Annotated in this window: 28 protein-coding genes; 13 read left to right on the top strand and 15 right to left on the bottom strand. The window is 71.1% G+C overall.

Annotated elements, in window-relative coordinates:
- Positions 1 to 18 precede the first annotated feature (18 nt).
- From BIV25_RS05160 to BIV25_RS05150, 3 genes are read right to left on the bottom strand one after another with little or no spacing between them, the layout of a single operon-like run.
- Positions 19 to 813, bottom strand: a complete 795-nt coding sequence (locus tag BIV25_RS05160; RefSeq protein WP_071370928.1) for an amino acid ABC transporter ATP-binding protein — start codon at positions 811 to 813, stop codon at positions 19 to 21.
- A complete protein-coding gene (locus BIV25_RS05155) occupies positions 810 to 1,646 on the bottom strand; it encodes an amino acid ABC transporter permease (RefSeq protein ID WP_071370927.1) in 837 nt (278 codons plus the stop codon). Before BIV25_RS05155 ends, BIV25_RS05160 begins: the two co-directional genes overlap by 4 nt.
- A gap of 4 nt (positions 1,647 to 1,650) precedes the next feature.
- The gene (locus BIV25_RS05150; protein ID WP_071370926.1) at positions 1,651 to 2,523 is read right to left on the bottom strand and encodes a transporter substrate-binding domain-containing protein; all 873 of its coding nucleotides are present in this window, start codon (positions 2,521 to 2,523) and stop codon (positions 1,651 to 1,653) included.
- Between the two features lie 167 nt (positions 2,524 to 2,690).
- Here BIV25_RS05150 and BIV25_RS05145 point away from each other — a divergent pair, with 167 nt between their 5' ends.
- From BIV25_RS05145 to thpD, 6 genes are all read left to right on the top strand, one after another.
- Entirely contained in the window at positions 2,691 to 3,797 is a 1,107-nt protein-coding gene (locus tag BIV25_RS05145; RefSeq protein WP_071370925.1) for an alanine--glyoxylate aminotransferase family protein, read from the top strand.
- A gap of 453 nt (positions 3,798 to 4,250) precedes the next feature.
- Positions 4,251 to 4,787 carry a DinB family protein gene (locus tag BIV25_RS05140; RefSeq protein ID WP_071370924.1) on the top strand — a complete coding sequence of 179 codons (537 nt, stop codon included), beginning with the start codon at positions 4,251 to 4,253 and terminating at the stop codon, positions 4,785 to 4,787.
- A 266-nt stretch (positions 4,788 to 5,053) separates the two neighbouring features.
- Complete coding sequence (ectA, locus tag BIV25_RS05135) at positions 5,054 to 5,572, top strand: diaminobutyrate acetyltransferase (protein ID WP_071370923.1); 519 nt, start codon at positions 5,054 to 5,056, stop codon at positions 5,570 to 5,572.
- Positions 5,573 to 5,624: 52 nt separating this feature from the next.
- A complete protein-coding gene (gene ectB / locus BIV25_RS05130; protein ID WP_071370922.1) occupies positions 5,625 to 6,896 on the top strand; it encodes a diaminobutyrate--2-oxoglutarate transaminase in 1,272 nt (423 codons plus the stop codon).
- 40 nt (positions 6,897 to 6,936) lie between these two features.
- On the top strand, positions 6,937 to 7,341 hold the full coding sequence (locus tag BIV25_RS05125; protein WP_071370921.1) for an ectoine synthase: 405 nt from the start codon (positions 6,937 to 6,939) through the stop codon (positions 7,339 to 7,341).
- A 5-nt stretch (positions 7,342 to 7,346) separates the two neighbouring features.
- Positions 7,347 to 8,234 (top strand): ectoine hydroxylase, encoded by an 888-nt coding sequence (gene thpD / locus BIV25_RS05120; RefSeq protein WP_071370993.1) that lies wholly within the window; start codon positions 7,347 to 7,349, stop codon positions 8,232 to 8,234.
- A gap of 97 nt (positions 8,235 to 8,331) precedes the next feature.
- Here thpD and BIV25_RS05115 read toward each other — a convergent pair whose 3' ends face one another.
- From BIV25_RS05115 to BIV25_RS05095, 5 genes are all read right to left on the bottom strand, one after another.
- Positions 8,332 to 9,384, bottom strand: coding sequence for an aminotransferase class V-fold PLP-dependent enzyme (locus tag BIV25_RS05115; protein WP_071370920.1), 1,053 nt, complete (start codon positions 9,382 to 9,384; stop codon positions 8,332 to 8,334).
- A gap of 95 nt (positions 9,385 to 9,479) precedes the next feature.
- Positions 9,480 to 10,199, bottom strand: coding sequence for a DsbA family oxidoreductase (locus tag BIV25_RS05110; protein WP_071370992.1), 720 nt, complete (start codon positions 10,197 to 10,199; stop codon positions 9,480 to 9,482).
- Positions 10,200 to 10,277: 78 nt separating this feature from the next.
- Positions 10,278 to 10,781, bottom strand: coding sequence for a GNAT family N-acetyltransferase (locus BIV25_RS05105; RefSeq protein WP_177235157.1), 504 nt, complete (start codon positions 10,779 to 10,781; stop codon positions 10,278 to 10,280).
- Between the two features lie 58 nt (positions 10,782 to 10,839).
- Positions 10,840 to 11,448, bottom strand: a complete 609-nt coding sequence (locus tag BIV25_RS05100) for a DUF1349 domain-containing protein (protein ID WP_071370919.1) — start codon at positions 11,446 to 11,448, stop codon at positions 10,840 to 10,842.
- A gap of 47 nt (positions 11,449 to 11,495) precedes the next feature.
- Positions 11,496 to 13,025, bottom strand: coding sequence for an aldehyde dehydrogenase (NADP(+)) (locus BIV25_RS05095; RefSeq protein ID WP_079176424.1), 1,530 nt, complete (start codon positions 13,023 to 13,025; stop codon positions 11,496 to 11,498).
- 158 nt (positions 13,026 to 13,183) lie between these two features.
- Here BIV25_RS05095 and BIV25_RS05090 point away from each other — a divergent pair, with 158 nt between their 5' ends.
- A complete protein-coding gene (locus BIV25_RS05090) occupies positions 13,184 to 13,957 on the top strand; it encodes an IclR family transcriptional regulator (RefSeq protein WP_071370917.1) in 774 nt (257 codons plus the stop codon).
- Between the two features lie 95 nt (positions 13,958 to 14,052).
- Entirely contained in the window at positions 14,053 to 15,507 is a 1,455-nt protein-coding gene (locus BIV25_RS05085) for a penicillin-binding protein 2 (protein WP_071370916.1), read from the top strand.
- A gap of 6 nt (positions 15,508 to 15,513) precedes the next feature.
- Here BIV25_RS05085 and BIV25_RS05080 read toward each other — a convergent pair whose 3' ends face one another.
- On the bottom strand, positions 15,514 to 16,911 hold the full coding sequence (locus BIV25_RS05080) for an NCS2 family permease (RefSeq protein ID WP_071370915.1): 1,398 nt from the start codon (positions 16,909 to 16,911) through the stop codon (positions 15,514 to 15,516).
- Positions 16,912 to 17,080: 169 nt separating this feature from the next.
- On the opposite strand from BIV25_RS05080, the gene BIV25_RS05075 reads away from it, so the two are divergent.
- Positions 17,081 to 17,650 carry a SigE family RNA polymerase sigma factor gene (locus tag BIV25_RS05075; RefSeq protein ID WP_071370914.1) on the top strand — a complete coding sequence of 190 codons (570 nt, stop codon included), beginning with the start codon at positions 17,081 to 17,083 and terminating at the stop codon, positions 17,648 to 17,650.
- A complete protein-coding gene (locus BIV25_RS05070) occupies positions 17,647 to 18,486 on the top strand; it encodes a hypothetical protein (RefSeq protein WP_071370913.1) in 840 nt (279 codons plus the stop codon). The genes BIV25_RS05075 and BIV25_RS05070 overlap by 4 nt, the downstream gene beginning before the upstream one ends.
- 90 nt (positions 18,487 to 18,576) lie before the next feature.
- On the opposite strand, the gene BIV25_RS05065 is transcribed toward BIV25_RS05070, so the two are convergent.
- The gene (locus BIV25_RS05065; protein ID WP_071370912.1) at positions 18,577 to 19,374 is read right to left on the bottom strand and encodes an HAD family acid phosphatase; all 798 of its coding nucleotides are present in this window, start codon (positions 19,372 to 19,374) and stop codon (positions 18,577 to 18,579) included.
- Between the two features lie 110 nt (positions 19,375 to 19,484).
- On the opposite strand from BIV25_RS05065, the gene BIV25_RS05060 reads away from it, so the two are divergent.
- The 3 genes from BIV25_RS05060 to BIV25_RS05050 are packed head-to-tail and all read left to right on the top strand — an operon-like array spanning position 19,485 to position 20,780.
- Positions 19,485 to 19,844: a hypothetical protein gene (locus BIV25_RS05060; RefSeq protein ID WP_071370911.1), complete on the top strand. Its 360-nt coding sequence runs from the start codon at positions 19,485 to 19,487 to the stop codon at positions 19,842 to 19,844.
- A gap of 34 nt (positions 19,845 to 19,878) precedes the next feature.
- The gene (locus BIV25_RS05055) at positions 19,879 to 20,340 is read left to right on the top strand and encodes a hypothetical protein (RefSeq protein ID WP_071370910.1); all 462 of its coding nucleotides are present in this window, start codon (positions 19,879 to 19,881) and stop codon (positions 20,338 to 20,340) included.
- Positions 20,319 to 20,780: a hypothetical protein gene (locus BIV25_RS05050; protein WP_071370909.1), complete on the top strand. Its 462-nt coding sequence runs from the start codon at positions 20,319 to 20,321 to the stop codon at positions 20,778 to 20,780. Before BIV25_RS05055 ends, BIV25_RS05050 begins: the two co-directional genes overlap by 22 nt.
- A 69-nt stretch (positions 20,781 to 20,849) precedes the next feature.
- Here the strand turns inward: BIV25_RS05050 and araD are convergent, their stop codons facing one another.
- The 5 genes from araD to BIV25_RS05025 all read right to left on the bottom strand — a co-directional run bounded on the left by araD (position 20,850) and on the right by BIV25_RS05025 (position 25,497).
- A complete protein-coding gene (gene araD / locus BIV25_RS05045) occupies positions 20,850 to 22,592 on the bottom strand; it encodes an L-arabinonate dehydratase (protein WP_256255587.1) in 1,743 nt (580 codons plus the stop codon).
- Complete coding sequence (locus BIV25_RS05040; RefSeq protein ID WP_071370907.1) at positions 22,580 to 23,491, bottom strand: dihydrodipicolinate synthase family protein; 912 nt, start codon at positions 23,489 to 23,491, stop codon at positions 22,580 to 22,582. The genes araD and BIV25_RS05040 overlap by 13 nt, the downstream gene beginning before the upstream one ends.
- A complete protein-coding gene (locus BIV25_RS05035) occupies positions 23,488 to 24,225 on the bottom strand; it encodes a GntR family transcriptional regulator (RefSeq protein WP_071370906.1) in 738 nt (245 codons plus the stop codon). Before BIV25_RS05035 ends, BIV25_RS05040 begins: the two co-directional genes overlap by 4 nt.
- 227 nt (positions 24,226 to 24,452) lie before the next feature.
- Positions 24,453 to 25,043 carry a TIGR03086 family metal-binding protein gene (locus tag BIV25_RS05030; RefSeq protein WP_071370905.1) on the bottom strand — a complete coding sequence of 197 codons (591 nt, stop codon included), beginning with the start codon at positions 25,041 to 25,043 and terminating at the stop codon, positions 24,453 to 24,455.
- 7 nt (positions 25,044 to 25,050) lie between these two features.
- Positions 25,051 to 25,497, bottom strand: a complete 447-nt coding sequence (locus tag BIV25_RS05025) for a DUF6010 family protein (RefSeq protein ID WP_071370904.1) — start codon at positions 25,495 to 25,497, stop codon at positions 25,051 to 25,053.
- Between the last annotated feature and the right edge of the window lie 80 nt (positions 25,498 to 25,577).

Below are 25,577 nucleotides of genomic sequence, written 5' to 3'. Positions count from 1 at the left end.
GTACTGCACCTTAATGAGCTACTGCGCGGGCCCGCCCACCTGGTCCGACGTCTCCTCCTCCACCTCGGCCATCGCCGGGTCGAGGAGCCGGGACAGGAAGTGCCGGGTGCGCTCGTGCCGCGGGTTGCCGATGACCTGGTCCGGGGTGCCGTCCTCGACGATCACGCCGCCGTCCATGAAGACGACCCGGTCGGCGACCTCGCGTGCGAAGGTCATCTCGTGCGTGACGACCATCATGGTCATGCCCTCGCGGGCCAGCCGGCGCATGACGGCGAGGACGTCGCCGACCAGCTCGGGGTCGAGCGCGGAGGTCGGCTCGTCGAAGAGCATCACCTGGGGGCCCATGGCGAGGGCCCGGGCGATGGCCACGCGCTGCTGCTGCCCGCCGGAGAGCGAGGCGGGATACGCCTGCGCCTTCTCGGACAGGCCGACGCGGGCCAGGTTCTCGGCGGCCGTCCTCGCGGCGCTCGCCCTGTCCCGCTTGAGGACCCGGCGCTGGGGCAGCGTGAGGTTCTCGGTGACGCTGAGGTGCGGGAAGAGGTTGAACTGCTGGAAGACCATGCCGATCCGGCGGCGTACGGCGTCGATGTCCACGTCGGGGTCGGTGATCTCGGTGCCGCCGACGAAGACCTGCCCCTTGGTGGGCTCCTCCAGCAGGTTCACACAGCGCAGCAGCGTGGACTTGCCGGAGCCGGAGGGGCCGATGACGCAGACGACCTCGCCCTGCTCTATCTCCAGGTCGATGCCCTTGAGCACCTGGTTGTCGCCGAAGGACTTGTGCAGATCCTGGACGCGGATCTCGGGGCGGGTCACCTGATCTCCCTCTTGGCCTTGGATTCCATCCTGCGCACGACGAGGCTGAGCGGGATCGTGATCAGCAGGTAGCACAGGCCCGCGACCAGGATCGGCGTGGAGTTGGCCGTCGTACTGGCCAGGTCGTTGCCGAACTTGGACAGCTCGCGCTGCTCCAGGGTGACGCCGAGGAACAGCACCAGCGAGGAGTCCTTGAAGAGCAGGACGAGTTCGTTGGTCAGCGGCGGCAGGATGATGCGGAAGGCCTGCGGCAGGATGATCGAGACCATCGCCCTGGCGGGCGAGAACCCGAGCGAACGGGCCGCCTCCATCTGCCCCTTGGGCACGGCCTGGATGCCCGCGCGGATCGTCTCCGCCATGTAGGCGGCGGAGACCAGTCCGAGCGCGACGGCGACCTTGCCGTAGATGCCGCCCGGGTACTCGATGCTCGGGAAGGCGAGCGGTACGCCGGTGCCCACGAAGATGAAGATCAGCAGCGCGGGCAGGCCGCGGAAGATCTCGATGTAGATGCCGGCGAGCCAGCGGTACGGCCCCACGGACGACAGGCGCATCAGGGCGATGACCATGCCGAGGGCGAGGCCGACCACGAACCCGGACAGGGTGAACAGCACGGTGTTCTTCAGGGCCACCGTGATGAGGTCCGGGAACAGCTGGCGCGCGATGTGGGCCTGCGCGAACTGGTTCTTCAGCCGCCCCCAGTCCGCGCCGGCCGCGAGCGCGACCAGCGCGGCGACGAAGACGACGTACTGCGCCCCGCGCGAGAGCCTCCGCTTCTGACGGGGCGTCAAGCCGCTCTTCCTCGGCTGGAGTTCTGCGTCCGTGTCGATGGCCATGGGGTCAGGAAGCGGAGGCCGAGGCGGCCGGGGAGGCGACGGAGGCACCATTTGCCGTAGAAACGGCGTACGGACCGATCCACTTCTCGTAGACCTTCTTGTACGTGCCGTCGGCCTTGGCGTCCTTCAGGGCCGTGTTGACGGCGTCGAGCAGGGCCTTGTTGCCCTTCTTGACCGTGAAGCCGTACTGCTCGCCGGTCTTGAGGTTGTCGACGACCTTGAACGCGTTCGCGTTGGCCTTGTCCTTCAGCCAGCCCTGGACCACCGGGTAGTCGATGACGACGGCCTGGACCTGGCCGGTGCGCAGGCCGTTGAGGACCGCGTCGGAGGAGGCGAAGGAGACCGGGTCGTAGCCCTTGCTGCGGGCGAAGTCCTCGCCGGTGGTCTGCGCCTGCGCGCCGAGCTTCTTGCCCTTGAGGCCGGCGAACGAGGTGATGCCGCTGTTCTTGGCGACGAGCACGGCCTGTGTGGCCTCGAAGTACGGGTCGGAGAAGTCGACGTTCTTCCTGCGCTCGGCGGTGATCGTCATGCCGGCGGCGGCCAGGTCGCACTGGCCGGAGTTCAGGAAGGCGCCGGTCTTGAAGTTCTCGAACGGCGTGTCCAGGATCTGCTGCTTGACGCCCAGGTTCTTGGCGACGAGGTCGATCAGGGAGACGTCGAAGCCCTGCACCTTGCCGTCGATCTCCGACTGGAAGGGCGGGTACGGCAGGTGGGTGCAGGTGGTCAGCTGGCCGCCCTTGACGAGGTGGACACCCTTGACCGTCGTCGGACCGCCCCCCGAGCCGCTGGAGGAGCAGCCGGCGACCACGAGCGCCAGCGCGGCGGTCGCGGTGGTGGCGGCCAGGAAGCGGGACCGGCGCCCGAGGAACGTCTTCATGGGGAGTGATCTTCTCTGTGGGGGACCTTTGGGTTCCGATTATAAGGAAGAGTTTGAGTGCCTCAAATCAAACTGATGGTAACGGGGGCATTCCACTTAAGATCGGTGGAGTCGGCCCCGTCGGCCGAAGATCCGGGAACCACCCGAGAACGAAGAGAGAGCCCGCCGTGACGCACCCCTTCCTCGACCTGCCCCCGCTGAGTGCCGAGCGCTTCGCCGCCATCGAGGACGGGGTGGCCCGGCTGCTGGACACCCGCCAGGACGTGCTGATCACCCAGGGCGAGGCGCTGCTGCCGCTGGAGGGCGCGATCCGCGCGGCGGCCGGTCCGGGCACGGTGGCGCTGAACGTGATCACGGGCCCCTACGGGCAGACCTTCGGCGACTGGCTGCGCTCCTGCGGCGCGACCGTGCACGACATCGCGGTCCCCTTCCACACGGCGGTCACGGCCGAGCAGATCCGCGAGGCGTTCGCCGAGCACCCCGAGATCGACTTCGTGTCCCTCGTGCACGCCGAGGCGGCGACCGGCAACACCAACCCGGTCGCGGAGATCGGCGAGGTGGTACGGGAACACGGCGCGCTCTTCTACCTGGACGCGGTCGCCTCGGTGGGCGCGGAGCCGGTGCTGCCGGACGCGTGGGGCGTGGACCTGTGCGTGATCGGGGCGCAGAAGGCGATGGGCGGCCCGGCCGGTGTGTCGGCGATCTCGGTGAGCGAGCGGGCCTGGACCCGGATGGCGGCCAACCCGCACGCGCCGCGCCGCTCCTACCTGTCCCTGCTGGACTGGAAGGAGCGCTGGACCGACGCGGGCCGCGCGGTGCTGCCGCACGCTCCGGCGCAGCTGGAGATGCTGGCACTGCAGGCGTGCCTGGAGCGGATCGAGTCGGCGGGCCTCGACACCGTGATGGCCCGGCACCGCAGCGCGGCGCTGGCCACGCGGGCCGGTGCGGTGGCGCTGGGCGGCCTGGAGCCGTACGTGTACGAGGAGAAGGACGCGGCACCGGTCGCGACCACCCTGCGGGTGCCGGCGGACGTGGCGGCCTCGGAACTGGTGGCCCGGGCCCTGGCGAGCGACCCCACGCTGCCCCTGGTCGCGGGCGGCGGTGCGCTGGCGAAGGAGATGATCCGCGTCAACCACTACGGCCCGGACGCCACACCGGGCGCGGTCCAGAGCTCCCTCGCAGCCCTGGGCGGCGCACTCGCCGAACAGGGCCTGGCCGTGGACCTGGAGACGGCACGCCGAGCCGTGGACGAAGCCTGGACCCGGACGCGCTAGCCCGCACATGCGGGGCATCCGCCGAACAGAGGCTGAGCGCGGATCCGGAGGCAGCGCAGCGGACCGCGGACGGGGCCTGGGCCTGGGGGTAGCAGCGTTCCCGTTCCGTTGCTTCGCTGCGCGGCCCAGGGCTTCCTTGCGGTGGCGGGCGGCTGGGACGCGCCTCGAAGGCTCTGTGCCCGGCCTCGCCCGGCCGGCCGGGCCTGCGCCCGCACGCGCAGCCCGTGTCCGGACGGCAGGCCGCCCTGTCGCACCGGCGTCCGGTCCGTTCCCCGTCGCCGCGCCGAGCGAGGCGGGCGTCCCTGTCCGCCCGCCCCTCGGCCCGCCGCCACCAGGACTCGCGCTCGGCGCCGGCGCGCCGCCCACCGGGGCCGGCCATCGTCCCGAACCGCACCCGGCGGAACCGCGTGCCGCGCCCGGGGCGTTGTCGTACCCGCCTGGCATGCTGCCGCCATGACCACACCTCAGGCACCGCAGACCCTTCCCGACGGCCGGCCCGTGCCGCTGCTGACCGGGCCCGAACTGCCCATGCTGGAAAGCTGGCTGGACTTCCACCGGAGCACGCTGGAGCTGAAGTGCCGCGGGCTGGACGACGAGCAGGTCCGGCTCGCCACGGCGGAGCCGTCGCCGCTGACGCTGCTCGGACTCGTGCAGCATCTCGCCGAGGTCGAACGGAACTGGTTCCAGCGCGTGCTGGGCGGACTGGACGTGCCGCTGGTGTTCGGGGACGAGGCGGGGGCGGGGTACGCCCTCGATCCCGGGCGCGGGCTTCAGGAGGTGCTGGGCGTCTGGCGACGGGAGATCGCGAGCGGGCGGGAGCTGCTCGCCGGGCGGAGCCTGGAGGACACCGGACGGATCACCGACGGGCCGATGACCGGCGCCGAGGTCAGTGTGCGCTGGGTGCTCATCCATCTCATCGAGGAGTACGCCCGGCACAACGGACACGCCGACATTCTGCGTGAACGAATCGACGGAACCACCGGCGCCTGAATTCAATTTACTTTCACAATTCCCGCCTATTTTCCGGACGACAGCTTCCCGTCTTCTTCTGCCCGCTTTTCGCAAGGCTAAACGGGGGAGTTTTCGAGCGTGTTTCTTACGGCCACTTGACGGATTCCTGGCTGTGACGCACTCCACATCAAGGTAGTTTTGCCCGGATTTGCCATGGGGCAATTCGGGCAAAACGCCGAGTCGCTCGTGCGGCCTGACGACGGCCGCCGTGCATTTCCTAATTCGCCTCGCTAAATTCGTGCCGCATGACTGCAGCACCCGCAGACCTGCTCATCGACCAGCCGGCGGTGACCGACGGAGCCGCGCTCTGGCGTCTCGCCAAGGACTCGAAAACCCTCGACCTGAACTCCTCGTACAGCTATCTGCTGTGGTGCCGGGACTTCGCCGGCACCTCGGCGGTGGCACGCGGTGCGGGCGGGGAGCCGGTCGGCTTCGTCACCGGCTACGTGCGGCCCGACCGCCCGCACACCCTGCTCGTCTGGCAGGTGGCGGTGGACTCCGCCCACCGGGGTCTCGGCATCGCCGCCACGCTGCTGGACGGACTGACCGCCCGGCTGACCGCCGAGCGCGGCGTCACCGAGGTGGAGACCACCATCACCCCCGGCAACACCGCCTCCGAGCGGCTGTTCACGTCGTTCGCCGAGCGGCACGGAGCGCGCCTCGAACGCGAGGTGCTGTTCCCCACCGAGCTGTTCCCGGACGGCCCGCACGACCCCGAAGTCCTGTACCGCATCAGCCCGTTGACCGGCGTCACCGCGCGCTGAGCCCCCTCCTGCCGAGCCCCCCACCGAGCCCCCTCCCGAGGAGCGATTCACCGTGACCATCACCCAGCCCGACCTCAGCGTCTTCGAGACCCTCGAGTCCGAGGTGCGCAGCTACTGCCGCGGCTGGCCCACGGTCTTCGACCGCGCGCAGGGCAGCCGGATGTTCGACGAGGACGGCCATGTGTACCTCGACTTCTTCGCCGGTGCCGGGTCACTCAACTACGGCCACAACAACCGGGTACTCAAACGGGCGCTGATCGACTATCTGGACCGGGACGGGGTCACCCACGGCCTGGACATGTCGACCACGGCCAAGCGGTCCTTCCTGCAGGCCTTCCAGGATCTGGTGCTGCGCCCGCGCGACCTGCCGTACAAGGTCATGTTCCCGGGCCCGACCGGCACCAACGCCGTGGAGTCGGCGCTGAAGCTGGCCCGCAAGGTCAAGGGCCGGGAGGCGATCGTGTCGTTCACGAACGCCTTCCACGGGATGTCGCTGGGCTCCCTCGCCGTCACCGGCAACGCCTTCAAGCGGGCCGGCGCCGGCATTCCGCTGGTGCACGGCACCCCGATGCCGTTCGACAACTACTTCGACGGCAAGGTCCCGGACTTCCTGTGGTTCGAGCGGCTGCTGGAGGACCAGGGCTCGGGGCTCAACAAGCCCGCCGCGGTGATCGTGGAGACCGTGCAGGGCGAGGGCGGCATCAACGTGGCCCGGCCCGAATGGCTGCGCGCGCTGGCGGAGTTGTGCGAGCGGCAGGACATGCTGCTGATCGTCGACGACATCCAGATGGGCTGCGGCCGCACCGGCGCCTTCTTCTCCTTCGAGGAGGCGGGCATCACGCCGGACATCGTCACCGTCTCCAAGTCGATCAGCGGCTACGGGCTGCCGATGTCGCTGTGCCTGTTCAAGCCGGAGCTGGACGTGTGGGAGCCCGGCGAGCACAACGGCACCTTCCGCGGCAACAACCCCGCCTTCGTCACCGCGACCGCGGCGCTGGAGACGTACTGGGCGGACGGCTCGGCGATGGAGAAGCAGACCCGGTCCCGGGGCGAGCAGGTCGAGCAGGCGCTGATCTCGATCACCGAGGAGAACCTCGCCGACATCAAGGAGTACCGCGGGCGCGGACTGGTGTGGGGCATGGAGTTCCACGACAAGGCGCGGGCCGGCCGGATCGCCACGCGGGCCTTCGAACTCGGGCTGCTCATCGAGACGTCCGGCCCCGAGAGCGAGGTCGTCAAGCTGCTGCCCGCGCTCACCATCACACCGGACGAGCTGGACGAGGGCCTGCGGATCCTCGCCCGCGCCGTCCGCGAAACGGCCTGACCAGCGCATCAGCGCACAAGCGAGGAGGAAGAACAGCACCGTGATCGTCCGATCGTTCAAGGACATCGAAGGCACCGACCGGCATGTGAGGGCGAAGTCCGGCACCTGGGAGAGCAAGCGGATCGTCCTCGCCAAGGAGCGGGTCGGCTTCTCCCTGCACGAGACCGTCCTCTACGCCGGCACGGAGACGTCGATGTGGTACGCCAACCACATCGAGGCCGTCGTCTGCACCCGGGGCGAGGCCGAACTCACCGACCACGAGACCGGGACGTCGTACACGATCACGCCCGGCACCATGTACCTCCTCGACGGCCACGAGCGGCACACGCTGAAGGTCAAGGAGGACTTCCACTGCCTGTGCGTGTTCAACCCGCCCGTGACCGGACGGGAGGACCACGACGAGAACGGCGTCTACCCGCTCCTGACGGAGCCCGAGGAGGTGTGACGGACATGACCACCCTGACCGATCTGTACCCCAGCCGCGGAGCCACCGAGGTCAGCGTCCCCCGGCAGGACCCGGTCGTCTGGGGCTCCCCGGACGTGCCCGGTCCGATCGCCACCGGCGACCTGCGGTCGTACGAGCGTGACGGCTTCCTCGCGATCGACCAGCTGATCGCCCCCGACGAGGTCGAGGTCTACCGGCAGGAGCTGGACCGGCTGATCGACGACCCGGCGATCCGCGCCGACGAGCGCTCGGTCATCGAGCCGGCGTCGCAGGAGATCCGCTCGGTCTTCGAGGTGCACCGGATCAGCGAGGTGTTCGCGAACCTGGTGCGCGACGAGCGCGTCGTCGGCCGGGCCCGGCAGATCCTCGGCTCGGACGTGTACGTCCACCAGTCCCGGATCAACGTCAAGCCGGGCTTCGGCGCGAGCGGCTTCTACTGGCACTCGGACTTCGAGACCTGGCACGCCGAGGACGGCCTGCCGCACATGCGCACGGTGTCCGTCTCGATCGCGCTGACCGAGAACCACGACACCAACGGCGGCCTCATGATCATGCCGGGCTCGCACCGCACGTTCCTGGGCTGCGCCGGCGCCACGCCCAGGGACAACTACAAGAAGTCCCTCCAGATGCAGGACGCGGGCACACCGTCCGACGAGGCGCTGACGAAGATGGCGGGCGCGCACGGCATCAAGCTCTTCACGGGCAAGGCCGGTTCGGCGACCTGGTTCGACTGCAACTGCATGCACGGCTCCGGCGACAACATCACGCCGTTCCCGCGCAGCAACGTGTTCATCGTGTTCAACAGCGTGGACAACGCGGCCGTCGAACCCTTCGCGGCACCGGTGCGGCGGCCCGAGTTCATCGGGGCGCGGGACTTCACGCCGGTGAAGTAGCCCCGGCGTACCGATGACCGCGGTACGCCTGCGAACCCCGGGCCGGGGCCTCCTGTGTGGGACGGGAGGCTCCGGCCCGGTCATGTCGTGGGCGCCGTCAGCCGGCCAGCACGTCCAGCAGCCGGTCCACGTCCGCGGGCGTGTTGTAGAGGTGGAACGAGGCCCGCAGGTTGCCGGCCCGGTTCGACACCTCGACACCCGCGCGGCTCAACTCGCCCTGGCGCGCGCCCAGTCCGGGGACGGAGACGATGGCCGAGCCGGGGGCGGGCAGGGGCGCGTGGCCGAGCGAGCCGAGTCCGGCCCGGAACCGGTCGGCGAGGGCCAGGTCGTGGGCCTGTACGGCGGCCACGCCCAGCTCCTCGATCAGGGCGAGGGAGTGGCGCACGCCGGTGTAGGTGAACAGGGCGGGGCTTACGTCGAACCGCCGCGCCGAATGGGCGAGTTCGGCCACCGGGCCGTAGCAGCTGTCCCAGGGTTCCTCGGCCGCGACCCAGCCCGCCAGCAGCGGGGCGAGGCCCCCGAAGTCCTCGGGGACGACGAGGAAGGCCGCCCCGTGCGGGCCGAGCAGCCACTTGAAGGTCGTGGAGACGGTGAAGTCGTAGTCCCCGGCCTCCATCGGCAGCCAGCCCGCGGCCTGGGAGAAGTCGACGTAGGTGCGCGTGCCGTGCGCCCGGGCCGCCTCGCGCAGGGCGGGCAGGTCGGCGATCCGTCCGTCGGCGGACTGGGCGGCGCTGACCGCGACGAGCGCGGTGCCGGGCCGCACGGACTCGGCGAGCCGCTCCAGCGGTACGGCGCGGACCTTGAGGTCGCCCCGCGTGTGGAACGGGTTGAGCACCGAGGTGAAGTCGTCCTCGGCGGTGAGGACTTCGGCGCCGGCCGGCAGCGAGGCGGCGACCAGGCCGGTCTGCGAGGCGACCGACGCTCCGGCCGCCACCCGGGCCACCGGCACCCCGGCGAGCCGGGCGAACGCGGCGCGGGCCAGCTCCACGTCCTCGAACAGCGGGTCCAGCGGCCGGCCCGCCGCCCTGATCGCCACCGCTTCGTGCAGGGCGGCGACGGTGCGGACGGGCAGCAGGCCGCTGCTCGCGGTGTTCAGAAAAGTGTTCTTCGGGCTGAACTCGGCACGGACGAGGCTCTCGAAGGTCTCCATGCCCCCACTCTGCGGGGCATGGCACCTCCCGTCCATTGCGAAAACATACGTGGATTCGCTTAGCGCGCCTTATACATCCGCGCCGACCTGCGGTTTCAGTCCTGCTGCGGTACGGCGCACCCGTCCGGTCCGCAAGCCTGCGCCCCGCCCTGGTCCACCAGCTTCAGCGGGGTCCGCTCGCCCCAGGCCTGGCTGAGGGCCTGGGAGAAGACCTCGGCGGGCTGGGCGCCGGAGACGCCGTAGGCGCGGTCGAGGACGAAGAACGGCACGCCGTTCGCGCCGAGCTGGGCGGCCTCGCGCTCGTCGGCGCGGACCTCGTCGGCGTAGCGGGCCGGGTCGGCGAGTACGGCGCGGACGGCCTCCGCGTCCAGCCCGGCCTCCACCGCGAGCTCGACCAGGCGCTCGTCGCCCTCGCTGAACACCGACCGCTCCTCGGCGAAGTTCGCCCGGTACAGGATCTGGATCAGCGCGTCCTGGACGCCCTGCTCCCCGGCGAAGTGCAGCAGGCGGTGCATGTCGAAGGTGTTGCCGTGGTCGCGGCCGCGCGTGCGGTAGTCGAGGCCCTCGGCGGCGGCCTGCGCGCCGAGGTTGTCCTCGCCGGCCTCGGCCTGCGCCTCGCTCATGCCGTACTTCTTGGCGAGCATGGTGATCACCGGCTGGACGTCGCCCTTGGCGCGGCCCGGATCCAGTTCGAAGGAGCGGTGCACCACCTCGACCTCGTCGCGGTGCGGGAAGGCGGCGAGGGCCTTGTCGAACCGCGCCTTTCCGACGTAGCACCAGGGACAGGCGATGTCCGTCCAGATCTCGACGCGCATGCTCACGGCTCTTCTCCGGGTCGTACGGGCACAGGGGCTCTCCCCGCTCCCGGTACGTGAACGTTCAAACAGCCCGTTTCATTCCCCGGGCACGGAGAAGCGCAGGAACAGGTGGTGGTCACCGTCGGCCGGCGGGTTCTCCGGGTCCGGGAACCAGCCGAGGCGGGCGTAGAAGGCCTGGGCGCGCCGGTTGTCCACGTGTACGTCGAGCATCGCGCGCCGCCTGCCGTCGGCGCGCCACTGCTCCACACAGGCCGCGTGCAGGTCGGTACCGATGCCGGCGCGCCAGCGGTCGGGGTCGACGTGGAACTGGAACAGCTTGACCGTGTCGGCGGGGCCGCCGTCCGGGGTACGGAAGGAGGCGATGCCCACGATCCGGCTCTGCTCCACGGCGCACAGCACCTGCCCCTCGGGCCGCTCGACGGAGCCGCGCCAGGCCTCGGCCCAGTCGACGTCGGACCGGGGGACGCCGTCCGGGTAGTACGTGGACCGGGCCCGGAAGTGCAGATCGGCGATGGTCTCGGCCTCGGCGGGCAGGGCGGTGCGGATCACGCGGGCGCCCGCGATTCGGTCATTGATCATGTCACCGGGGACGTGCTCGCCCGCGGTGCGGTTCCGCACCCGCCGGCTCGAAGCCCCCCTAACTCCCGTCCCTCAGATCCTGGGGCCAGCTCGGCCTGAGCTCGATGTGGTCGTACGTCACCACGCACCCCTCCCCCATCGGGGACTGCGTCATGAACCCGACCAGGGCGTCGCCGGTCTCCTGCTCGTCGCCCAGGGTGAAGAGCCGGACGAAGGTCCAGCTCTCGCCGTCCCGGGAGGCGTGGAAGGCGAAGGCCCGGCCGGTGCGGCTGATCCGCAGCCAGACCGAACTGCCGTCCACGGTGAAGGAGTTGCAGTCGTCGGAGTGTCCCCGGGTGACCACCGTGCAGACGGTGGGCACGTCCGGGGAGTACTCCAGGCACAGCTTGGCCCAGGCCCGCTCGCCGACGTGCGCGTACAGCACGCCGGCGTCGAAGGCCGCCCGGAACCCCACGGTCACCCGGGCGATCAGCTGGAAGTCCCCCTCCGGCGCCCCCAGCAGCCGGGGCGCGTCGGCGGCGGGGTCGAGGGCCGCGCCGGTGGGCGGGACGAACCGGTCCTGCCGGGGCCCGGCCCAGCCGGTCAGCACGCCGTCCTCGTAGGACCAGTGCCCTGCGGGGCCGTAGGTGCGCAGGGGGAAGGGGAGTTCGGGGAGTTCCACGTCCATCGTCCGATTGTGTCAGGGGGACTTCGAGCCGGCCGGGGTCTTCCCGCCTACCGCTCCAGGAGCCCGTTGAACCGCCGGGGAAGCCCCAGCGGGTTCTCGTCCTTCAGCTCGGCGGGCAGCAGTGCGGTGGGCGCGTTCTGGTAGGCCACCGGGCGCAGCCACCGCTCGATGGCCGTACCGCCCACGGACGTGGACGTGGACGTCGTGGCCGGGTACGGCCCGCCGTGGTGCTGGGCCGGAGCCACGGCGACACCCGTCGGCCACGCGTTCACGACCACGCGCCCGGCCAGCGGGGTCAGCGAGGCGAGCAGCTCCGGCCCCCGGCCCTGCCCGGCGGCCTCCTCCGCCGACACCTGGACCGTGGCGGTCAGGTTGCCCGGCAGCCGCGAGAGCACGGCACTCGCCTCGGCCTCGCCGGTGTAGCGGGCCACGACCGAGACCGGCCCGAAGCACTCCTCCAGCAGGAGGTCGTAGGCGCCCTCCTCGGTCAGCCTCGCCGCCGGCACCGTGAGGAACCCCGCGCTGACCGTGTGCTCGCCGCCCGCGCCCGGTGTGACGGGCGAGTCGACGTCCGCGAGCCGGGCCCGCTCCTCGACCCCGGCGACGAAGTTGTCCCGCATGCGGTGGTCGAGCAGGACCCCGGCGTCGGTGTCGCTGACCGCGTCGGTGAGGGACTTCACCAGCCGGTCCCCGGCCGCGCCGGACGGTACGAGCACCAGCCCGGGCTTCACGCAGAACTGCCCGGCCCCGAGGGTCATGGAACCGGCGAGCCCGGTGCCGATCGCCTCGGCGCGCTCGGCGGCGGCCGCCTCGGTCACGAGGACCGGGTTGAGCGAGCCGAGTTCACCGTGGAACGGGATCGGCACCGGGCGCGCGGCGGCGGCGTCGAAGAGCGCGCGGCCGCCCCGGACCGACCCGGTGAAGCCCGCGGCCGCGACCTGCGGGTGCCTGATCAGCTCGATGCCCGCCGTGAAACCGTGCACGAGGCCGACGACGCCTGCGGGGATGCCGTGTGCCGCGGCGGCCCGGCGCAGCACCTTGGCGACCAGCTCGGACAGGGCCGGGTGGTCGGGGTGGGCCTTGACGACGACCGGGCAGCCCGCGGCGAGCGCGCTCGCGGTGTCACCGCCGGCGACGGAGAAGGCGAAGGGGAAGTTGGAGGCCGAGTAGACGGCGACGACGCCGAGCGGCACCTTGTAGCGGCGCAGGTCCGGGACGGGCGGGGTGGCGGTGTCGTCGGGGTGGTCGATGACGACGTCGAGGAAGGCGCCCTCGTCGACGATGCCGGCGAAGGCCCGCAACTGGTAGCTGGTGCGGGCGAGTTCGCCGGTGAGCCGGACGGGGCCGAGCGCGGTCTCGGCGTCGGCGGTCTCGACGAGGCCGTCCCTGGCCGCGTCCAGGCCGTCGGCGGCGGAGCGCAGGAAGGCGGCGCGGACCGTGCGGTCGGCGAGGGCGCCGCGCGCGGCGTGTGCCGCCAGGACCGCGGCGTCCACCTCCTGGGCTGTGGCCTCCACCGCAACCTGTTCACGCTGCTTCCCGGTGCGCGGGTCGACACTCCAGACTGGTGCTGCTGCCACCGCGGGTCCTCTCCAGACGAGACTGCGCTTAACTGGGTCACCCATCAACCGCGTTCGATATACTGAACACTGTCTCTGATGATGAATTCGCTGCTCGGAGACTACATATCTCGGGTCCTGAATATCCAGGCCCTCGTCGAACGAAGGGGTCAAGGGCGATGACGGCAGGCGACGCAGGGGGCGGGGCGCAGGTCAAGTCCGCGGTACGGACCGTTGAGCTGCTGGAGTACTTCGCCGGCCGCCCTGGCATGCACTCCCTCGCGGCGGTCCAGGAGGCCGTGGGATACCCCAAGTCCAGCCTGTACATGCTGCTGCGCACCCTCGTGGAGCTGGGCTGGGTGGAGACGGACGCGACGGGCACGCGGTACGGCATCGGGGTGCGGGCGCTGCTGGTCGGCACGTCGTACATCGACGGCGACGAGGTGGTGGCCGCGGCCCGCCCTACGCTGGACCGGCTGTCGGACGACACCACGGAGACGATCCACCTCGCGCGCCTCGACGGCACGAACGTGGTCTATCTGGCCACCCGCCAGTCCCAGCACTATCTGCGCCCCTTCACCCGGGTCGGCCGCCGGCTGCCCGCGCACTCCACCTCGCTCGGCAAGGCGATCCTCGCCACGTACTCCGACGAGCAGGTCCGGGGGCTCCTCCCGGAGACCCTCCCGGCGCTGACCGAGCACACGATCACCGACCGCGAGAAGCTCATCGAGGAGCTGCACCAGGTGCGGGAGCAGGGTTTCGCCGTCGACCGCGAGGAGAACACGCTCGGCCTGCGCTGCTTCGGCGTGGCGATCCCGTACCGCACCCCGGCCCGGGACGCGATCAGCTGCTCGGTGCCGGTGGCCCGGCTCACCCCCGCGCACGAGCAGATGATCAAGGACGCGCTGTTCGACGCCCGCGACCGGCTTGCGCTGGCGACACGCAGGCTCTGACCGGACACCCCAGGGGGCCGGCGTTCCTGAGCGTTCGATAAGAAATCGGGCGTACGGGAACGATCGTCCCCTTCTCACTCGTCCTCCTGAGCGGGATGAACAAGACGATCAGGCGGGCGTCCGTCTTCACGATGCTGCTCGTACTCGCTCTGCTGGTCAGGGCGACGTGGGTGCAGTTCTACGACGGCAAGGCCCTCGCGGACGACAATGACAACCGGCGGAACGCGATCGAGACGTACTCGCGGCCGCTCGGGAACATCATCGTGGCCGGCAGCGCGATCACCGGCTCCACGCGGACGACAGGGAGCGACCTCGCGTACAAGCGGACGTACACGGACGGCAAGCTCTACGCCGCGGTGACGGGCTACGCCTCGCAGGCCTACGCCCCCACCCAGCTGGAGGGCATCTACCAGGACCTGCTCAACGGCACGGACCCCCGGCTCAAGACCGTGCTGGGCACGCTCACCGGCGAGCGCTCCGACCCGGGCAACGTGCTCACCACGATCGATCCCGCCGTCCAGAAGGCCGCCTACCAGGCCCTCGGTGACAAGAAGGGCGCGGCCGTCGCGATCGACCCGAAGACCGGCAGGATCCTCGCGGTGGTCTCGACGCCGTCGTACGACCCCTCCTCGCTCACCGACGCCAACACGGCCGGCAGCGCTTGGAAGCAGCTCAACGCGGACAAGAACAAGCCGCTGACCAACCGGGCGCTGCGCCAGCCGCTGCCGCCGGGCTCGACGTTCAAGCTGGTCGTGGCGGCGGCCGCGCTGGAGGACGGGCTCTACAAGAACGTGGACGAGCACACCGACAGCCCCAACCCGTACACCCTGCCGGGCACGGTGCGGCCACTGGCGAACGAGAACCCGTCGGCCCCCTGCGAGAACGCCTCGATCCGGGTCGCCCTGCAGTACTCCTGCAACAACGTCTTCGGCAAGATGGCCGTCGACCTCGGGCAGGACAAGGTGAAGGCCATGGCCGAGAAGTTCGGCTTCAACGACGACTCGCTCGATGTGCCGGTGCGGGCCTACGCCAGCGTGTACCCGTCGCACATGGACAAGGCGCAGACCGGGCTGTCCGGCATCGGTCAGTTCGACGTCACGGCGACCCCGCTCCAGATGGCCATGGTGTCCGCGGCCATAGCCAACGGCGGCAAGCTGGTCTCGCCGCACATGGTGTCCCAGATCACCGACAGCGGCGGCGATGTGGTGAAGGACTATGACTCCGCCGCCGGGACCAAGGAGATCGTCAGCTCCTCCACCGCCGAGCAGCTCCAGTCGGCGATGGAGACGGTGGTCAAGGACGGCACCGGCACGAACGCCCTGGTCGACGGCGCCACCGTCGGCGGCAAGACCGGCACCGCCCAGCACGGCGAGAACAACAGCAAGACGCCGTACGCCTGGTTCACGTCCTTCGGCAAGTCCGACAGCAACGGCAAGGAGGTCGCCGTGGCGGTGCTGGTCGAGCAGTCGGACGCGGCCAGGTCGGAGGTCAGCGGCAACGGCCTGGCGGCGCCGGTGGCGAAGGCGATGATGCGGGCGGCGCTGAAGTAGTCCCGCTCACTTCACCCCGAGAACCTGCTCCAGGGGGTCGATGGCGAAGTACACGAGGAACAGCGCCGAGACCCCCCACAGCAGCCAGTTGACCTCCTTCGCCTTCCCCAGCACCGTCTTGATGAGCACGTAGGCCAGGAAACCGGCGCCGATGCCGTCGGTGATGGAGTAGGTGAACGGCATCGCCGCGATGGTCAGGAACGCCGGGACGGCGATCTCGTACCGGTCCCAGTCGATGTGCTTGACGTGGGTCATCATCAGGAACCCGACCGCGATCAGCGCGGGGGCCGCCGCCTGGAGCGGGACGATGGTGAGCAGCGGGGTGAGGAAGAGGGCGAGGCCGAAGAGGCCGCCGGTGACGATGTTGGCGAGGCCGGTGCGGGCGCCCTCGCCGACGCCGGCGGCCGACTCGATGTAGGCGGTGTTGGAGGAGGCGGAGCCGAGGCCGCCCGCGACAGCGGCAGCGCCGTCGATGAACAGCACGCGGCCGATGCCGGGCACCTGGCCCCGCTCGTCCAGCAGCCCGGCCTCGGCGCTGATGCCGACGATCGTGCCCATGGCGTCGAAGAAGTCCGACAGGATCAGGGTGAAGACGAGCAGGACGGCGGTGAGCCCGCCGGCCTTGCCGAAGCCGCCGAACACGCTGAAATGACCGACCAGTCCGAAGTCCGGGGCGGCGACGAGCCTGTCCGGGACCTTGGGCGTGGTCAGGCCCCAGGTCTTGATGTCGGCGACGGAGTCGATGACGATCGCGACGGCCGTCATCGTCACGATGCTGATGAGGATCGCGCCCTTCACCTTGCGGGCGAGCAGGGCGATGGTCAGCAGCACACCGAGGCAGAAGACGAGCACGGGCCAGCCGGTGAGGCGTCCGACGGCGCCGAGCTGCACGGGCACGGTGGTGTCGGCGGCGTCCGGGATCCGGCTGACGAACCCGGCGTCGACGAAGCCGATGAACGCGATGAACAGACCGATGCCGACGCCGATGGCCTGCTTCAGCTGGTGCGGGATCGCGTTCATGATCGCTTCCCGGAGCCCGGTGAGGACCAGGAGGCAGATGATCAGGCCTTCCAGCACGACGAGGCCCATCGCGTCGGGCCAGCTCATCAGCGGGGCGAGCTGGAAGGCGACGACGGCGTTCAGGCCGAGGCCGGCGGCGATCGCGAGCGGCAGGTTGCCGCCGACGCCCATGACGATCGTCATCACACACGCCACCAGCGCGGTGGCGGTGGCGAGTTGGCCGGTGTCGAGCGTGTGGCCGTACTTGTCCTTGGCGCTTCCCAGGATGATCGGATTCAGGACAAGGATGTAGGCCATGGTGAAGAACGTGGCGAAGCCGCCGCGTATCTCCCTGCCGAACGTGGATCCCCGCTCGGAGATCCGGAAATACCGGTCCACTGACATCGTGCCACTCCTCGTGACCTGGTGATCGGCTTGCGGATGCTGGCTGGATTGTTCCCCTGTTCAACCTGTTTCAGGTTTTCCCTGTGTTACGGAATCTGGTTCGGTGGACCATACGTTGTCCGATACCCCGTACATTCACTCCAAGAGCCGCACCGAGAAGAGGTCACCCGTGGGCACAGTCGTCGACGACGCCGCCTCCGTGGAGTTCCATGCCTTCTTCGAACGGCACTACGCCGAACTCTCCCGTCTTGCCTGCCTGTTGACCGGCGAGTCCGACGCCGCCGACGATCTCGCGGCGGACGCGCTGCTGGCGCTGTGGCACCGCTGGGACCGGGTGCGCGCCGCCGACCACCCGGTGGCGTACGCACGCGGCGTGGTCGCCAACCTCGCCCGCACCCGGATCCGCAGCGCGGTGCGCGAGCGGCGCCGGATCGCGCTGTTCTGGTCGCACCGCGAGGAGAGGACCGAGAACCCGGACGTGGCCGGCGTGGTGGACGTGCGGGGGGCGCTGCGCGGACTGCCGTTCCGTAAACGGGCGTGTGTGGTGCTGCGGCACGCGTTCGACCTCTCGGAGAAGGACACCGCGCTCGCGCTCGGGGTGTCGGTGGGTACGGTTAAGAGCCAGACGTCCAAGGGCATGGCCGAGCTGCAACGGCTGCTCGGCCCCCAGGGCGATCCGCGGCGGGTGCACGAGGCGATGGCGGCCCGGGCCGGCGAGAACGGAGGAAGGAACCGATGAGGCGGCAGGACGTGCACGACGAGCTGCGCGCCCGGCTGCACGAGGCGGCCGAGGCCCACGAGCCGGACCGCGCGCGCATCCTGGCCCGCGTGGAACGCGGGATGGCCGCCCCGGCCGGCTCCCCCCGTGCCGGACACCGGTCCAGCCGCCCGCCGGTGTGGGGCTGGGCCCGGGTGGCCGGCGCCACGGCGGCGGTGGCGGGTGTGCTGGCGGTCGGCGGATACGCGGTGGCGTCCGCGGCGAAGGACAAGCCTCCCGCGCAACAGACGGTCGCGGTCTCGCCGACCCCGACGCCGGCTCCGCACACGACGCCGGCACACCCGTCGGCGGGCGCCACGAACCCGGCGCCCGGCACGGGCGCCACCCACGCGACGCGCGCACCGGGTTCCGCCCCGGCGCGCACACCGGACGCCTCCGGGCGGCCGCCCGCGGCCCGCGGCGGCCAGCAGGGCCCCCTGTGGTCGGACGGCTCGGTCGACCCGCACAGCAACGACTTCTGGGCGCAGAGCGATCTGACCCTCAAGACGTCGAGGCAACTGAGCTCGCTCACCGTCGAGTTGACGGTCGCCCAGACCGGCGGAGTGTCCTTTGCGGGTGCCTGGCGCTCCCTGCCGGAGACGGACTTCACACAGACGGCCGAGGAGCGGGACGGCTTCCTCGTCTGCACCTGGACCCTCAAGGAGGGCCGTACGGTCCCGGCGGGCCAGTGGGTGTTCGCCGGCCAGTACAACCACGGGCGCGGCAGCCGGGACGCGAAGGCCGACGGCTACACCATCACGGGCACCGCGGACGGCGTCGGCTACGCGGTGAAGGGCGACTTCGCGGCACACAGGTGAGGCCGCGCCCCCGGGAAGGGCACCACCCCGCTCACGCGCCCCGCCACGGCACGGTGCTGCCGGCGGACGGGGGCGGAGCGGGTACGGCCGTCAGGCGACGAAGTACGTCGGGTTCGGCAGCTTGTACGTCCGGTCGGCGAAGCCGCCGTCCAGGTCCGAGTACTGGTCGCCGAAGTTGGCGATGATCTCGTACCCGAGGTCGTCCTCGATGTGCTTGCGGGTGCCGGACTTGTACTGCACGGTCGTGCACTTCCAGCTGCCCTGGGTGGCGCAACCGCTCAGGTAGGCGGGCGGGTTGGCCGCGTCCTTGAGGAACATGTGGTCGGCGTCGAGGTTCACGTCGGCGCCGACCTTCTTCAGGTTGGCGACGGCGGCGGTGCGCTGGGCCTCGGTGAGACCGGAGTTGTAGAAGACCTCGACGCCCTTGGACTGCGCGTAGCGGACCAGTTCGGGGCTGCCGAAGACGGCCGGCCGGTCGGCGCGGTTCACGTAGTCGTTCCACGTGGTGGAGTTGTACGTGTAGTTGTACCGCTTCTCGTAGTCCAGGCTGAGCAGCAGCGTGTCGTCGATGTCGAACATGACGGCCGGCTTCTCGCCGTGCCGGTGCGCCTTGCGGGCGGCCTTGTCGATGTAGGCCCTGGCGTCGGCGTCGATCCGCGCCAGGTCCTTGGCGTACGGGCTGTGGGGCGACGCCTGGTAGACACCGTTGCTGTCGGCGGAGGTGCCGTAGTAGGTGTCGATGTCCTTCACCAACTGCCCGATGTTGTAGGGCTCGTGGGTCGAGTTGGCGGTCGACTGCCGGGCACCGGCCGCGCCCGCGCCGTACAGCGCGGCACCGGCGATGGCACAGGCGGCACCGGCGGCGACAACCCTGTGGGACTTCCGCATGAAAACTCCGGATCCGGATATTGAGAGTGATGCACCAGGTCACCGACTGTCTACGCGCATCACACCCCACAGGGCGAGCGGTGTTATCCGATCGATACGATGGCGGTCCCATGCCACGCCGCCCTCCTCCTGCCGGACTCGGTCTCCGGGAAGTCCTCACCGCACTCCTCGCGGCGGACTTCCCCGGCGTGCGCGAACTCCGGGCCCAGGTCCCGCAGGTGAGCCCCGGGCGGCCCTGGGGCGCCGAGTCGCCGAGCACGGACCTGACCGTGCCCTCGTGGGTCCCGGCGGCCCCGGTCACGGACGGCGTCCTCCCGGCGGTGGGCACGGTCGTCGACCATTCCGGAGAGCTGGTGGGCGAGTTGCTCGTCTGGGTGAGCGACGGGCGGCTCTCGGCCCTTGAGTACGCGTGGTACGGCGACCCCGCTCCGACCCGGCTGCCGGACCCCGCCCGGATCAGGGTCCTGTGACCGTGCGCTGCCGCGAGGGGGGAGAATCGGGGGCATGAAGTTCGTCGACGTGCACTGGGAGCGGCACGGGTTCTTTGTGGACCCCCGTGCCTATCTGGATGAACTACCCTGCCTGCGCGACGAGTTGCCGCCGGGCGCCTGGGCCTTCGTCTCCGGTCCCGGGCACTACGACATTCCCGGCGCCACCCGCTGCGTGAAGGACCTGGAGCTGGCCGGGATACACCTCGCGACCGACAGGAGCGGTGGGCTGGTGCTGGAGTTCGCGCCCAACCGGTGGAAGCACGACGTCGGGCTGCGTATCGGCTACACGGGCGTGCGGCACTTCGCCGTCGACCATCACCGTGCCATCGACTGGATGAGGGTCGACACGGTGCTCCTGGACGAGGTGCTTCCCGACGGAGACGGCGGCTGCGCCCATGAGATCGAGCTGACCGACGCGACCCTCACGGTGCGCTGCGACGACCTGGAGGCGGTGTGGGGCGGCGACACGGGCTGAGCCCGGTGACCGTGCGGTGCAGTGTGCGGCCCGGGCAGGGGGAGGCCACCGGCTTCGACCTGGGGGACATGGTCGTCACCGGGGACCTCGGCACGACCGGCTCGGCCGGCCGTGTTCCCGATCAGGGCATGATGATCCACCTGTCGGTCGTCACGCTGCTGGACCAGCTCCGCGGCTTTCTGCGGGGCGACGTCCGGTACCTCAGGTACTACGGGGTCGACACGTCGTTCACGCTCGTTCTGCGGCGGGGCGAGCACCATGTGGCGGTGTCCGGGCGGGACGGGCTCCTCGGCCGGACCACCGGTCCCGCACTCGCCGCCGCGGTACTGGACGCCGCCGAGGATCTTCTACGCGTCCACCCCCTCCCTCCCGGCGATCCGGTCGCCGGGGACTACCGGTACGCCCTGGCGGAGTTCCGCCCCCTCGTGGCGGCCCGGTAGCCCGGGCGGTCGTGCTTGCCGAGCGTTGTTCGAGATCTCGGCCATGGGGAGGTGTGGCCGAGGCCGGGATCAGCCCGCGTACGGTTCCGGCACCCTGCCCGGCCGCGCGAGGAACGCGAAGTCGCAGCCGGTGTCCGCCTGGGTGATCTGCTCGGTGTAGAGCGCGCCGTATCCGCGCTCGTACCGCACGGGCGGCGGCGTCCACTCCGCCCGGCGACGCGCCAACTCCTCGTCGTCCACGTCGAGTCGAAGCGTGCGGGCCGCGACATCGAGGGTGATGAGGTCGCCGGTGCGCACCAGCGCCAGCGGTCCGCCGACGTATGACTCCGGGGCCACGTGCAGCACGCAGGCGCCGTAACTCGTGCCGCTCATCCGGGCGTCGGAGATCCGGACCATGTCGCGCACGCCCTGCTTCAGCAGGTGGTCCGGGATCGGCAGCATGCCGTACTCGGGCATGCCCGGACCGCCCTTGGGACCGGCGCCCCGCAGCACCAGCACGCTGTCGGCGGTGATGCCGAGCGCGGGGTCGTCGATGGTGCGCTGCATGGTCCGGTAGTCGTCGAAGACGACCGCCGGGCCGGTGTGCGCGAGCAGGTGGGGCTCGGCGGCGATGTGCTTGATGACCGCGCCGTCCGGGCAGAGGTTGCCGCGCAGTACGGCGACCCCACCCTCGCGCGCGACCGGGTTGTCGCGGGTGCGGATGACGTCGTCGTGGTGGACCCGGGCGCCGTCGAGCTGCTCGCGCAGGGTGTCGTACGAGACCGTCGGCCGGTCGAGGTGGAGCAGGTCCGGGATCCGGGAGAGGAAGCCGGGCAGGCCGCCCGCGAAGTGGAAGTCCTCCATGAGGTACGTCCGGCCGCCGGGGCGGACGTTGGCGAGGACGGGCACCGTGCGGGCGATCCGGTCGAAGTCGTCCAGGGTGAGCCGGACGCCCGCCCGGCCCGCCATGGCGATCAGATGGATCACGGCGTTGGTGGAGCCGCCGAGCCCGAGGACGGTGGTGACGGCGTCCGCGAAGGCCTCCCGGGTGAGGATGTCGCTCAACTTCCGGCCGCGATGGACCAGTTCGACCGCGACCAGCCCCGCCCTCGCCGCCATCCGCTCGTGCCCCGAGTCCACCGCCGGGATGCTGGACGCGCCGGGCACGGTCACGCCGAGCGCCTCGGCGGCGGCCGTCAGCGTGGACGCGGTACCCATGGTCATGCAGTGGCCGGGCGAGCGGGCCAGGCCGCTCTCCAGCTCGGCCGTCTCGCAGTCCCCGATGAGGCCGGCCCGCTTGTCGTCCCAGTACTTCCACATGTCGGTGCCGGAGCCCAGGACCTCGCCGCGCCAGTGGCCCGGGAGCATGGGCCCGGCCGGGACGAAGACGGCCGGGAGGTCGACGCTCGCCGCGCCCATGAGCAGGGCGGGCGTCGACTTGTCGCAGCCGCCCATCAGGACCGCGCCGTCGACGGGGTAGGAGCGCAGCAGCTCCTCGGTCTCCATCGCGAGCAGGTTGCGGTAGAGCATGGGGGTCGGCTTCTGGAAGGTCTCGCTGAGGGTGGAGACCGGGAATTCGAGCGGGAAGCCCCCGGCCTGCCACACGCCCCGCTTCACGGCCTGCGCACGGTCCCGCAGGTGCACATGGCACGGGTTGATGTCGGACCAGGTGTCGAGGATCGCGATGACCGGCTTGCCGAGGTGCTCCTCGGGGAGGTAGCCGAGCTGGCGGGTGCGGGCGCGGTGGCTGAAGGAGCGCAGGCCGTCGGTGCCGTACCACTGGTGGCTTCTCAGTTCCTCGGGGCGCTTGCGCGGGGCGCTCATATCGGCCATCCGGCGGCGATGGCGGCGACCTCGGCGCGCTCGTCCTCGGGCAGCGCCCTGCTCGGCGGGCGGACGTCGCGGCGGCACAGGCCGAGCGAGGCGAGGGCCTCCTTGACGACGGTGACGTTGTCGGCGGAGCCGTGGGCGGCGCGCAGTTCCTCGAAGCGGCGGATCTGCTCCCAGACCTTCATGGCGGCCGGGTAGTCGCCGGATCGCAGCGCTTCGATCATGTTCAGCGAGACGGCCGGGGCGACGTTCACGAGTCCGGAGGTGAAGCCGGTGGCGCCCGCCGAGAAGTAGGAGGGGGCGTACGGCTCGGCGAGTCCGGCGACCCAGACGAAGCGGTCGAGGCCGGCGTCGCGCGCGAAGGCGGCGAAGCGGGCGGCGTCCGGTACGGCGTACTTCACGCCGATGACGTTCGGGCAGTGGTCGGCGAGTTCGGCGAGCCGGGCGCCGGGCAGCTGGGTGTTGCGCAGGTACGGCACCACGCCCAGCTCGGGCACGGACTCGGCGATGGCACGGTGGTAGTCGACCCAGCCGGCCGCCGAGACGTAGGGGTGCACGGGCTGGTGGACCATGACCATCCCGGCGCCGAGGCCGCGTGCGTGCCGGGCGGAGGCGACGGCGGTGGGCAGATCGTGCCCGACCCCGACGAGGATCGCCGCGCGTCCGCCCGCCTCGTCGACGGTCGACTCGGTGACCTGGCGGCGCTCTTCGGGAGTGAGGGCGTAGAACTCGCCGGTGTTGCCGTTCGGGGTGAGGGTGGTGATCCCGCCGTCGAGCAGGCGGCGCAGCAGGGCCCGGTGGGCGCCGGTGTCGACGGAGCCGTCCGCGGCGAACGGGGTCACCGGGATGGCCACCACGCCGGCCAGGGCCGCCCGCCTGCTCTCGAACGTCACGCTGCTCATGAATGACCTTCCTGCGCGGGGAACTCGGGGTCCGCGGCGTGCCGGGCGTGCGGGACGTCCTGGATCTCCGGGCCGGCCGGGGCGCCCGGCGTGTCCGGGATCCGAGAGGAGAACGCGCGCCGGACGAAGGACGCGATGTGGGCGTGCAGGGCGCCGGCGGCCGCGTCGGCGTCGCCGGCCAGCGCGAGCCGCAGGATCTCCCGGTGCTCGGCGGCCTCCCGCTCCCAGGAGGGGTCGGTGGCCCAGGCGACGGTGGAGACGAGGGCGGCCTGGTCGCGGATCTCGTCGAGCATCCGGCCGAGCAGCGGATTGCCGCACGGCAGGTACAGCGCGCGGTGGAACTCCCGGTTGGCCAGGGAGCGTTCGGCGGTGTCGGTGGCGCCGTCGGCACGGGCCAGCGCGTCGCGCGCGGCATCGAGGGGGGCGCCGCGCCGGACGGCCCGGCGCAGCGCCTCGGGCTCCAGCAGGAGCCGTACGTCGTACACCTCGCGCGCCATGTCCGCGTCCACCATGCGCACCGTGACGCCCTTGTACTGGCTCATCACGACCAGCCCGGTCCCGGCGAGGGTCTTCAGCGCCTCGCGCACCGGGGTCTTGGACACCCCGAACTGCGCGGCCAGCTCCGTCTCGACGAGGGCCTGACCGGGCGTCAACCGCCCGGTCAGGATGCGGTGTCTGATCGCGTCCAGCACGTACTGCGTGCGGGACGGGATCGGGCTGGGCACAGAGGTCATACGGCCCTCTCGGATCTCACATATCGCGTCTCATATATGACGTACGAAGTACGACGCGTTGAAAGTAGGAGGGGGCCCGTGTTTCGTCAATGCTTCTGACAAACGGAGCCGGAGGAAGTCCGAGCCGACGTCCGCGCGCAGAGAGGAGATCCGCACCTCGGCACCGCCACGGGCCCGGGGTGCGGGGAGGCGGTGCCGAGGGCGCGCTCCGGTCGCCCTGCGGGCTGTCAGGCCGGCACCGGCCGCCATCCGGGGTCCCGGCCGCTCAGCCCGACCGCCCGGTCCAGCAGCGTCGCGGACTCCGGCACCGCGACCACCGGCCCGAACAGCCCGCTCCCGCGGCCGGGATCGTTCGCGGCGGCCCGCAGGAACGTGAGCGCCGCGCCCAGCGCGGCCGGGTCGGGGGCGTAGTCCTGTCCCGTGGCGCGTGCCAGATCCCAGCCGTGGACGACCAGTTCGTCGGCGACGACCGCACCCGCGACCGCCGCCGGCAGGTCCACGCCGCCGGCCCGGGTGTCCCCGGTCCACGCGGCCGGGTCGCGCCAGGCGTCGGCCAGCTCGTCCAGCGCCTTGGGCAGTTCCTCGCGCCAGCCGGGGCCGAGGTCCGGGACGGCGGCGTTCGGGTTGGTGTCGGTCGTGGGGCCGAGGTCCTTGCGCGCCGCGTCGCGGAAGGCCACGGACAGCCCCAGCAGGTGGCCCAGCAGGTTCCGCACCGCCAGGTCGGGGCAGGGGGTCGGGCCGACCAGCTGCTCGTCGGTCACGGACTCGGCGAGCCGCGCCACGGCTCTGGCCTGGGGTCCGAGGTCGAACGTGGTCATGTCTGCCTCACTCCTTCAGGATCGTGTCTCCCGTACGAAGGACAGACCGGCTGGTTCCGGAAAACTCATCGGTTCCACGCCTTCTTGTCCAGGGCGACCGGCCGCCGCCGAGGCACCACACCGCGATCACCGGGTCGCACAGGGCGCAGCCGAACGATGAGTCGTGGGCGAACGGGATGATCGGGTGGCCCTTGAGGTGGTGCACGACGTCCCAGGCCGTGTGCAGCAGCCAGCCGACGCCGATCCAGGCCCAGGAGTCGAGGCCCTTGTAGGCGACGAAGGTGGACACGGCCGTGAACGCGAACTCCCAGCCGCCCATGCCGCCACCGCTGAGGTAGGCGGCGCCGGCACCCGCCACTATGACCGCGTTGAGGCGGCGCCGGTGGGCTTCCGGGACGAGGGACATGAGCAGGACGTAGAGGAGGCCGATGAGGATCGGGGCGACGTAACGCATGCGCTCGACGGTAGGCAGCGGCCCGCGTGCGCCCCAGTGGGACGACTGACACGTTCCGACGGATTGTCGCCAGCGGCCGG

Source organism: Streptomyces sp. MUSC 14, from assembly GCF_001866675.1.
Lineage (GTDB): Bacteria > Actinomycetota > Actinomycetes > Streptomycetales > Streptomycetaceae > Streptomyces.
Note: the sequence above shows the minus strand (reverse complement) of the source record. Positions and strands in the feature narration are given on the sequence as shown.

What these genes read in the sequence shown, in the direction of transcription:
- BIV25_RS05155 (WP_071370927.1), bottom strand. Translation starts at nt 1,646, where the DNA reads ATGGCCATCGACACGGACGCAGAACTCCAGCCGAGGAAGAGCGGCTTG.
- BIV25_RS05150 (WP_071370926.1), bottom strand. Translation starts at nt 2,523, where the DNA reads ATGAAGACGTTCCTCGGGCGCCGGTCCCGCTTCCTGGCCGCCACCACC.
- BIV25_RS05140 (WP_071370924.1), top strand. Translation starts at nt 4,251, where the DNA reads ATGACCACACCTCAGGCACCGCAGACCCTTCCCGACGGCCGGCCCGTG.
- ectA (WP_071370923.1), top strand. Translation starts at nt 5,054, where the DNA reads ATGACTGCAGCACCCGCAGACCTGCTCATCGACCAGCCGGCGGTGACC.
- thpD (WP_071370993.1), top strand. Translation starts at nt 7,347, where the DNA reads ATGACCACCCTGACCGATCTGTACCCCAGCCGCGGAGCCACCGAGGTC.
- BIV25_RS05115 (WP_071370920.1), bottom strand. Translation starts at nt 9,384, where the DNA reads ATGGAGACCTTCGAGAGCCTCGTCCGTGCCGAGTTCAGCCCGAAGAAC.
- BIV25_RS05110 (WP_071370992.1), bottom strand. Translation starts at nt 10,199, where the DNA reads ATGCGCGTCGAGATCTGGACGGACATCGCCTGTCCCTGGTGCTACGTC.
- BIV25_RS05105 (WP_177235157.1), bottom strand. Translation starts at nt 10,781, where the DNA reads ATGATCAATGACCGAATCGCGGGCGCCCGCGTGATCCGCACCGCCCTG.
- BIV25_RS05100 (WP_071370919.1), bottom strand. Translation starts at nt 11,448, where the DNA reads ATGGACGTGGAACTCCCCGAACTCCCCTTCCCCCTGCGCACCTACGGC.
- BIV25_RS05090 (WP_071370917.1), top strand. Translation starts at nt 13,184, where the DNA reads ATGACGGCAGGCGACGCAGGGGGCGGGGCGCAGGTCAAGTCCGCGGTA.
- BIV25_RS05085 (WP_071370916.1), top strand. Translation starts at nt 14,053, where the DNA reads ATGAACAAGACGATCAGGCGGGCGTCCGTCTTCACGATGCTGCTCGTA.
- BIV25_RS05080 (WP_071370915.1), bottom strand. Translation starts at nt 16,911, where the DNA reads ATGTCAGTGGACCGGTATTTCCGGATCTCCGAGCGGGGATCCACGTTC.
- BIV25_RS05070 (WP_071370913.1), top strand. Translation starts at nt 17,647, where the DNA reads ATGAGGCGGCAGGACGTGCACGACGAGCTGCGCGCCCGGCTGCACGAG.
- BIV25_RS05065 (WP_071370912.1), bottom strand. Translation starts at nt 19,374, where the DNA reads ATGCGGAAGTCCCACAGGGTTGTCGCCGCCGGTGCCGCCTGTGCCATC.
- BIV25_RS05060 (WP_071370911.1), top strand. Translation starts at nt 19,485, where the DNA reads ATGCCACGCCGCCCTCCTCCTGCCGGACTCGGTCTCCGGGAAGTCCTC.
- BIV25_RS05055 (WP_071370910.1), top strand. Translation starts at nt 19,879, where the DNA reads ATGAAGTTCGTCGACGTGCACTGGGAGCGGCACGGGTTCTTTGTGGAC.
- araD (WP_256255587.1), bottom strand. Translation starts at nt 22,592, where the DNA reads ATGGCCGATATGAGCGCCCCGCGCAAGCGCCCCGAGGAACTGAGAAGC.
- BIV25_RS05040 (WP_071370907.1), bottom strand. Translation starts at nt 23,491, where the DNA reads ATGAGCAGCGTGACGTTCGAGAGCAGGCGGGCGGCCCTGGCCGGCGTG.
- BIV25_RS05035 (WP_071370906.1), bottom strand. Translation starts at nt 24,225, where the DNA reads ATGACCTCTGTGCCCAGCCCGATCCCGTCCCGCACGCAGTACGTGCTG.
- BIV25_RS05030 (WP_071370905.1), bottom strand. Translation starts at nt 25,043, where the DNA reads ATGACCACGTTCGACCTCGGACCCCAGGCCAGAGCCGTGGCGCGGCTC.
- BIV25_RS05025 (WP_071370904.1), bottom strand. Translation starts at nt 25,497, where the DNA reads ATGCGTTACGTCGCCCCGATCCTCATCGGCCTCCTCTACGTCCTGCTC.